Source organism: Kitasatospora kazusensis (assembly GCF_039529945.1).
Classification (GTDB): domain Bacteria; phylum Actinomycetota; class Actinomycetes; order Streptomycetales; family Streptomycetaceae; genus Kitasatospora; species Kitasatospora kazusensis.
Genome location: NZ_BAAANT010000061.1, coordinates 21,292 through 28,862, shown reverse-complemented (window position 1 = coordinate 28,862; position 7,571 = coordinate 21,292). Strand labels below are relative to the sequence as shown.

The 7,571-nt window shown below is 72.0% G+C and carries 7 protein-coding genes; 5 read left to right on the top strand and 2 right to left on the bottom strand.

The window, feature by feature from the left end; translation table 11 throughout:
- Positions 1 to 1,376, bottom strand: a 1,376-nt coding sequence (locus tag ABD330_RS29830) for a type I polyketide synthase (RefSeq protein ID WP_344469378.1), incomplete at its 3' end; no start/stop codon positions are given.
- A 282-nt stretch (positions 1,377 to 1,658) separates the two neighbouring features.
- Between ABD330_RS29830 and ABD330_RS29825 the strand changes: the two genes are divergently transcribed.
- From ABD330_RS29825 to ABD330_RS29810, 4 genes are all read left to right on the top strand, one after another.
- A complete protein-coding gene (locus tag ABD330_RS29825; protein WP_344469376.1) occupies positions 1,659 to 1,973 on the top strand; it encodes a DUF6059 family protein in 315 nt (104 codons plus the stop codon).
- 1 nt (position 1,974) lies between these two features.
- Positions 1,975 to 2,730: a thioesterase II family protein gene (locus ABD330_RS29820; protein ID WP_344469374.1), complete on the top strand. Its 756-nt coding sequence runs from the start codon at positions 1,975 to 1,977 to the stop codon at positions 2,728 to 2,730.
- 239 nt (positions 2,731 to 2,969) lie between these two features.
- Positions 2,970 to 3,821 (top strand): metallophosphoesterase family protein, encoded by an 852-nt coding sequence (locus ABD330_RS29815; protein ID WP_344469373.1) that lies wholly within the window; start codon positions 2,970 to 2,972, stop codon positions 3,819 to 3,821.
- The gene (locus ABD330_RS29810; protein ID WP_344469372.1) at positions 3,818 to 4,492 is read left to right on the top strand and encodes a 4'-phosphopantetheinyl transferase family protein; all 675 of its coding nucleotides are present in this window, start codon (positions 3,818 to 3,820) and stop codon (positions 4,490 to 4,492) included. Before ABD330_RS29815 ends, ABD330_RS29810 begins: the two co-directional genes overlap by 4 nt.
- Positions 4,493 to 4,736: 244 nt before the next feature.
- Here the strand turns inward: ABD330_RS29810 and ABD330_RS29805 are convergent, their stop codons facing one another.
- Entirely contained in the window at positions 4,737 to 6,473 is a 1,737-nt protein-coding gene (locus tag ABD330_RS29805; protein WP_344469370.1) for an amidase, read from the bottom strand.
- Between the two features lie 310 nt (positions 6,474 to 6,783).
- Between ABD330_RS29805 and ABD330_RS29800 the strand changes: the two genes are divergently transcribed.
- Entirely contained in the window at positions 6,784 to 7,365 is a 582-nt protein-coding gene (locus ABD330_RS29800; RefSeq protein WP_344469368.1) for a TetR/AcrR family transcriptional regulator, read from the top strand.
- The last annotated feature ends 206 nt before the right edge of the window (positions 7,366 to 7,571 follow it).

The window sequence follows — 7,571 nt, the reverse complement described above, 5'->3', positions numbered from 1 at the left end:
AGGATGAGGTGGGCGTTGGTGCCGCTGATGCCGAAGGAGGAGACGGCGGCCCGGCGGGGGTGGTCGGTCTCGGGCCAGGGCCGGGCCTCGGTGAGCAGCTCCACCGCGCCGGACTCCCAGTCGACGTGCGAGGTGGGCTCGTCCACGTGCAGGGTCCTGGGCAGCACGCCGTGGCGCATCGCCTGCACCATCTTGATCACGCCACCCACGCCGGCGGCGGCCTGCGAGTGCCCGATGTTCGACTTCAACGAGCCGAGCAGCAGCGGCTGTTCAGCCGGCCGTCGGCCGTAGGTGGCGAGCAGGGCCTGCGCCTCGATCGGGTCGCCGAGGGTGGTGCCGGTGCCGTGGGCCTCGACCGCGTCCACCTGGTCGGCCGTCAGGCGGGCGTCGGCGAGCGCGGCCCGGATCACCCGCTGCTGGGCCGGGCCGTTGGGCGCCGTCAGCTGGCTGCTCCTGCCGTCCTGGTTGACCGCCGAGCCCCGGATCACCGCGAGCACCTGGTGTCCGTTGGCCTGGGCGTCGGAGAGCCGCTCCAGCAGCACCATGCCCGCGCCCTCGGCCCAGGCGACCCCGTCGGCCGCACCGGCGAAGGACTTGCAGCGGCCGTCGGGCGCCAGCCCGCGCTGGCGGCTGAACTCGACGAAGGTGGTGGGAGTGGCCATCACCGTGACGCCACCCGCCAGCGCCATCGCGCACTCGCCGCTGCGCAGCGCCTGGGCGGCCAGGTGGAGGGTGACCAGTGAGGAGGAGCAGGCGGTGTCCACCGTGATCGCCGGGCCCTCGAACCCGAAGGTGTAGGAGACCCGGCCCGAGGCCACGCTGCCCGCACTCCCGGTGCCGATATAGCCCTCGAAGCCGTCCGGCGTGTGCGCGAACAGCCGCGAGCCGTAGTCGCCGTACATCAGCCCGGTGAAGACGCCGGTCCGGCTGCCGTGCAGCGTCTTCGGGTCGATGCCGGCCCGCTCGATCGCCTCCCAGCTGGTCGCCAGCAGCAGGCGCTGCTGCGGGTCCAGCGCCAGCGCCTCGCGCGGGCTGATGCCGAAGAACTCGGCGTCGAACCGGTCGGCGTCGTACAGGAATCCGCCCTGGCGCGTGTAGCTCTTGCCGACCGCGTCGGGGTCCGGGTCGTACAGCTCCTCGACGTTCCAACCGCGGCCTTCGGGGAAGTCGCCGATGGCGTCGACGCCGTCGGCGACCAGCTGCCACAGCCTGTCGGGGCTGGTCGCACCGCCGGGGAACCGGCAGCCCATCCCGATGATGGCGATGGGGTCCGGTACGGCTCCGGTGAGCTTGTCGTTCTGCTGCCGCAATCGTTCATTCTCAAGAAGCGATGCCCGCAGGGCAGTGACGATTTTCTCTTCGGAAGGCGTAGCCATTGGCAGTCCCATGATCGAGTGCGGTCACAGTGTGAGCGTTTCTGGGAGCGCGCCCTGCGGACTGGTTCGCGGACGTTTCAGGTATTCACGGTGACAGCCGAGTAATCCAGTCCGGATGCAGGCGCCGCTCGATGTTCGACAGCGGAGCTAAGTGGCATCTTGGCGCGGCCTAAAGCCGTCGACCGGCCGTGGTCCGTCGGCATTAGAACGGATTAAGAACACCCCGGCATGCTGCCTCAGTTGACAGAGCGTCAGTCGGACGAGTGTGAAGGGAGGGTGTCGGTGCATCCCGTGGGCAGCGTGACGATCGCCCGGTTGGCTGTCGGCTTCTGGCAGGCGCTGGTCGGTCTGGGCGGTCTGTGGCTGCCCCTCCCCGACCCATCGCCGTCCGCGGAGCAAGGGGCCGTCCCGCAGGACCCTGCCCCGCGACACCCCGAGCGGCTCTGCCCGGAGCTGCCTGCGGGTCCTGCGGAGCTGGCGCTCTGGGCGCAGCTCGACGGCCTTGACGGCCTTGACGGGTTCGACGGGCTGGACGCATGGACACAGCAGCCGCCGCGCCGCCGGCCAGGCCGTACCGGTACCGAGAAGGAGGAGTGACATGGCAGACCAGGCTGTCCTGGACGAGACCTGGATCAGACGGTTCCACCCGAAGCCGGACACTGCTGTCCGGTTGGTGTGCTTTCCGCACGCCGGAGGGTCCGCAAGCTTCTTCCACCCGCTGTCCGGGCTGCTCGGCGCGGAGGTCGAGGTGCTGGCTGTGCAGTACCCGGGCCGGCAGGACCGCCGCCTCGAGCCGGCCGTGGAGGACATCGGCGAGCTGGCCGACGAGGTGACCGAGGCCCTGCGGCCGTGGACGGACCAGCCGATGGCGTTCTTCGGACACAGCATGGGAGCCCTGGTGGCCTTCGAGACGATCCGGCGGCTGCAGCGTCAGGGACTCCGGGCACCGGTGGCGTTCTTCGCCTCAGGTCGGCGGGCGCCCTCCCGCCACCGTGCCGAGGGGTTCCACACGCTGGACGACCACGCTCTGGTCGCCCAGATCCGGGCGCTGAACGGCACGGACCGGCGGCTGTTGGACGACCGGGAGACCCTGCGGCTCATTCTCCCCACCTTGCGTAGCGACTACCGGGCTGCCGAGACCTACCAGTGCCCGCCGGACGCCGTCCTCGGCCTGCCGGTCACCGCACTGGTCGGCGACCGCGACCCACGCGTCACCCTGGAGGAGGCCCATGCCTGGCGCGAACACACCACCGGCCCCTTCGACATCCGCGTCTTCCCGGGTGGCGGCCACTTCTACCTGACCGACGCCCGGGCGGACCTGGCCCTGCTCCTCGCCGACCGCCTGACGTGCTGACCGCTCCGGAACGCCGCGCGCCGGTGCAGAGCCGGGACCTACTGCACCGCAGCGGGCCTCTCCGGTCGTACGGCCCTCGCCGTGGGCCGAGAGGGGCCCACATGCCGCCTTCGGTCCTTGCTCCGATCAGGAGTTGATCAGCCGTCGGGGCTCCGCGAGCTTCGTTGTCCGGCCCGCCGACCCGCCGATTCCGGAGTTACCCACTCATGCCCGCATCCACTACCCCGAGGTGAGCGACTGTGCCGGGAAAGCTCCTCGCCATCAGCGATCTGCACGTGCGGCATGCCGACAACCGGCGGATCGTCGAAACGCTGCGGCCCGAGTCCGACGATGACTGGCTGCTGATCCCCGGCGATGTCGGCGAGACGGTCGAGGACGTCACGTGGGCGCTGGACATGCTCAGCCGACGGTTCGCCAAGGTCGTCTGGGCGCCGGGCAACCACGAACTCTGGACCGTTCCGGACGACCCGGTGCAGCTGCGAGGCCCGGAGCGGTACCAGCACCTGGTCGAGCTCTGCCGGGGACTGGGCGTGGTCACGCCGGAGGACCCCTACCCGCTGTGGGAGGGCCCTGACGGACCGGTCGCCGTCGCACCGCTGTTCCTGCTCTACGACTACTCGCTGCGGCCGGCCGGGCAGACCTCCAAGGCGGGCGCCCTGGCGGTGGCCTATGAGGCCGGTGTGGTCTGCACCGACGAGTTCTATCTCCACCCGGACCCCTATCCGAGCCGTGAGGCGTGGTGCCGGGCCCGGCTGGCGGCCACCGAGGCGCGCCTCGGAGAGCTCCCCGCCGACCTGCCGACCGTGCTGCTCAACCACTTCCCGCTGATCCGCGAACCCACCCGGGGCCTCCGGTATCCGGAGTTCGCGCTGTGGTGCGGCACCACCGCCACCGCCGACTGGCACCGGCGCTTCCGCTCCGTGGCCGTGGTCTACGGGCACCTGCACATCCCACGGCTGATCTGGGCGGACGAAGTTCCGCACTACGAGGTCTCGTTGGGGTATCCACGGGAGTGGCACGGCCGAGCGGCCGTCCCTGGCGGACTGACCGAGATCAGGCCGTCCGCGCTGCACATACGAGGTGCCGTGTGATCGGCGAGCTGCTGTCGACGCCCATCGCGACCGCCGAATCCTTCGGCGACCCCGCCGACCCTCCGCCGCTGTTCGCGGTGGAGGAGGCCGTGGTCGCCCAGGCGGTCGAGGGCAGGCGCCGTGAGTTCGGCACCGTGCGGCACTGCGCGCGAGCCGCCCTGGGCGAGCTCGGCTTCGCGCCGGCGCCCCTCCTGCCCGGCGAGCGTGGTGCGCCGCGCTGGCCGGACGGCGTTGTCGGCAGCATGACGCACTGCCGGGGCTACCGGGCGGCGGCCGTGGCCCGGGACGCGGACGTGGTGACGATCGGTCTGGACGCGGAGCCCGACGAGCCGCTGCCCAGCGAGGGCGTGGCGGAGCTGATAGTCCTGCCCGAGGAGCGCGTGATGCTCCGCCGGCTCGCCGCGCAGCAGCCCGGGATCTGCTGGGACCGGCTGCTCTTCAGCGCCAAGGAGAGCGTCTACAAGGCGTGGTTCCCGCTGACCGGCTGCTGGCTGGACTTCACCGAGGCCACCATCCGGATCGACCCGGTTGCCCGCTCCTTCACCGCCCGGCTCCTGGTGCCCGGCCCGCTGGTGGCCGGCTCGCGAATGGCTGGTTTCGACGGCTCCTGGCTGGCCCGGGACGGGCTCCTCGTCACCGCGGTTGCGGTGCACCGGAACTCCCTGCGCTGAGCCCGGATCCACCGGGTGATCGTTGCCGGGGAGGTTCCGTAGAACGAAGAGATGCCTTGCGGCCTGCGATGACGGGAGTTCTCTGGGCTCCACCACGCACGATCGGCAAGGCATCTCGTGAGTGCGGCCCTCTCACGCTGCCCCGGCCGTCACCCGCCGCCCCCCGACGGGCACCCCGCGGCCGTGTGCCGGGCCGCGGGGTGCTCCCGCTCGACCGTGTCCGGTGAGCCGCGAGACCGTCAGGTCACTGTGCCGGGAGCCGCGGCGTGCGCGGCGGCACCGTCCGTCGGGTGCCCGTCGCCTCGAAGGCCGCGCCGAGCGCCAGCAGTGCGTTGTCGTCGTAGGCGCGGCCCGCGAAGGTCAGCCCGACGGGCATGCCGGTGTCCGCCATGGTGCCCATGGGCACGGTCACCGTCGGGATGCCGAGGTGACGGGGCACCAGGTTGCCGTTCGCGACCCAGACGCCGTTGCGCCAGCCGAGGTCGGCGGACGCCTCGCAGACGTCCATGTCCGCGGGTGCCACGTCGGCGACCGCGGGGAACACCACCGCGTCCAGGCGCAGTCCGTCCATCCACAGCTCCAGGTCGACCCGGCGGGTCTCCTCCAGTCCGCGCAGTCCCTGTTCGAGGTGCGGCATGTCGGTGAAGGACGCGTACGGGCGCTCGCGCACCAGGTGCGGGTAGTCGCCGATGGTGTCGTCGAAGCCGGTGTAGCGGTCGGGGAGTTCACCCTCGTGCTTGGGGAAGATGCGGTCGCCGTCGACCTCGGCCAGGGTGGCGAGCGCCGGGTCGTCGTTGGCGCGCAGGAAGTCGTCCCAGGCCCAGGCGGACAGGTCCTCGATCTCGACGGTGAGGAAGTCGCGGCCGACCAGGCCGCGGGTGAGCAGCGAGGGCGCGCCCGGGCGGTCGGACTCGTAGTTGGAGACGACGGGGAAGTCGACCTCGACGACCTCGGCGCCGACGGCCTCCAGGTCGCGGCGGGCGGCCTCCCACAGGGTGATCACCGAGGGGTGGGTGTCGACCCGCCGGCCGGTCTGGCCGCCGATGCCGCCCTCGGGGTTGGTGCCGGCCTCGGGGTCGGCGTTGATGTACATCTTCGGCACGCCGACGCGCTTGCCGGCGAGCGCGGCGCGTGCCGTCGGGGCGTCGGCGGGTGCGAGCGCCGGGTACGAGGCGGGGCGCACCTGCGAGGCGGCGGGCAGTTCCACCCACGGCTGTGCGCGCCACAGGTCGCCGCGCGTCTGCGGGTCGTCGGCCACGATGACGTCGAGCAGTTCGAGCAGGTCGGCCATGGTGCGGGTGTGCGGGACCACGACGTCCATGGTCGGTACGAGCGGCCAGTTGCCGCGCACCGAGATCACGCCGCGGCTGGGGGTGTAGGCGCACAGCGCGTTGTTGGAGGCGGGCGCCCGGCCCGAGGACCAGGTCTCCTCGCCGAGGCCGAACGCGCCGAACGACGCCGCCGTCGCGGTGCCCGAGCCGTTGGAGGAGCCGGAGCCGTAGGCACTGGTGAGCCAGTCGGCGCTGTACGGGCTCTCCGCGCGGCCGTACACGCCGCGCTGCATGCCGCCGTTCGCCATCGGCGGCATGTTGGTCAGGCCGATGAGGACGGCCCCGCCCGCGCGGAGCCGCTCGACGGCGAAGGCGTCGCGCTGGGCGACGAGGTGCTCGAACGCCGGTGAACCGGCCGCGGCCGTCAGCCCCTTCGCGAGGTAGCTGTCCTTCGCGGTGTACGGGATGCCGTCCAGCGGGCCGAGCGTCTCGCCGCGCGCGCGGCGGGCGTCGGAGGCTTCCGCGTCGGCGCGGGCGTCCGGGTTCATCACGACCATCGCGTTGAGCGCGGTGGCGGTACCGGGCCGGTCGTACGCGTCGATCCGTGCGAGATAGGCGTCGAGCAGTGCGACCGCGGTGGTCTCGCCCTTCTCCAGCGCCGCGCGCAGATCGGCGATACAGGTCTCCACAACGTCGAATCCACGCGTCATGCGGGTGCCTCCTGGATGGTCGGGTCGGACAGGTGAACCGGTGGGCGCAGGGCCGGTCGCGCACCCGCGACGGAACACCTCAGTCGCACTGACTAGATTTTCAGTCTAGACTACAGATCTAGATCTCCAGAACCGAGGTGAGGCCATGCCGACGCCAGAGACCGGGCCCGCCCGGCCGCAGCGCCCCCTCCCGCCGGAAGGCGCGCCCGGGCCGACGGCGCGCGCCGGGCCGGGCGCCGCCCCCCGGCCCGCTCGGGCCTCGGCCGACCGGAAGCGTCAGCCCAGCGGCGACGAGGCGCGGGGACGGGCGATGCGTGCCGCCATCGGAGCCATCGCCGAGAAGGGCGCCGCAGCCGTGCGGATGTCGGACATCGCCGCGCGGGCCGGCATGAGCACCGGGCACATCCTCTACCACTTCGGCAAGAAGGACCGCCTCCTGCTCGAAGTCCTCGCCTGGAGCGAAGCCGACCTCGGGACCCGGTTCCAGCAGGCCGCGGACGAGGCCGCATCCCCTGCCGAGAAGCTGGCGATGTTCGTCCGCTTCTACCTCCCCCGCCACCCGGGCGACGACCGCTACGCCCTGTGGACGCAGGTGCTGGCCCAGCACCACGACGACGCCGGCCGGCAACTCCTCACCGCGCTGTCCGACGCCTGGGAGGAGCGCCTGGAAGCCATCCTGCTGGAGGGCAGGGTCCTGGGGCAGTTCGCCGACGTGGACCCTTCCGAGTTCGTCATCCGCGCTGTGGCCATGCTCAACGGGCTCTCCGGGGACGTGATGTTCGGACGGCCGCGCTGGCAGCACGCCTCCGCGCACGCGTTCGCCCTCGCCGCCCTCGAACGCGAACTGCGGCCGGCCGGGCATGACGACCTCCGGCCGATCGAAGGCCTCTGAGTGGACCGAGCCGTCGGACTCGACGGTGTCCGCAGCGACATTGCGACGATGCGGACCCCGGGCGGCCACGGCAGGCCGGAGCCGGCGAACGGCCCCGGCCGAAGCCGGTCCGGCCGGTATCTCCGAGGAACTCGGAAGCTCCCCGGGGAGATTTCACCAGGCAATTCTTGGCGGGTTTGCCCGAGAATTCACGAAATGCGCTGGAA

Coding starts and splice junctions, on each gene's coding strand:
- ABD330_RS29820 (WP_344469374.1), top strand. CDS start 1,975: ATGGCAGACCAGGCTGTCCTGGACGAGACCTGGATCAGACGGTTCCAC.
- ABD330_RS29800 (WP_344469368.1), top strand. CDS start 6,784: ATGCGTGCCGCCATCGGAGCCATCGCCGAGAAGGGCGCCGCAGCCGTG.
- ABD330_RS29805 (WP_344469370.1), bottom strand. CDS start 6,473: ATGACGCGTGGATTCGACGTTGTGGAGACCTGTATCGCCGATCTGCGC.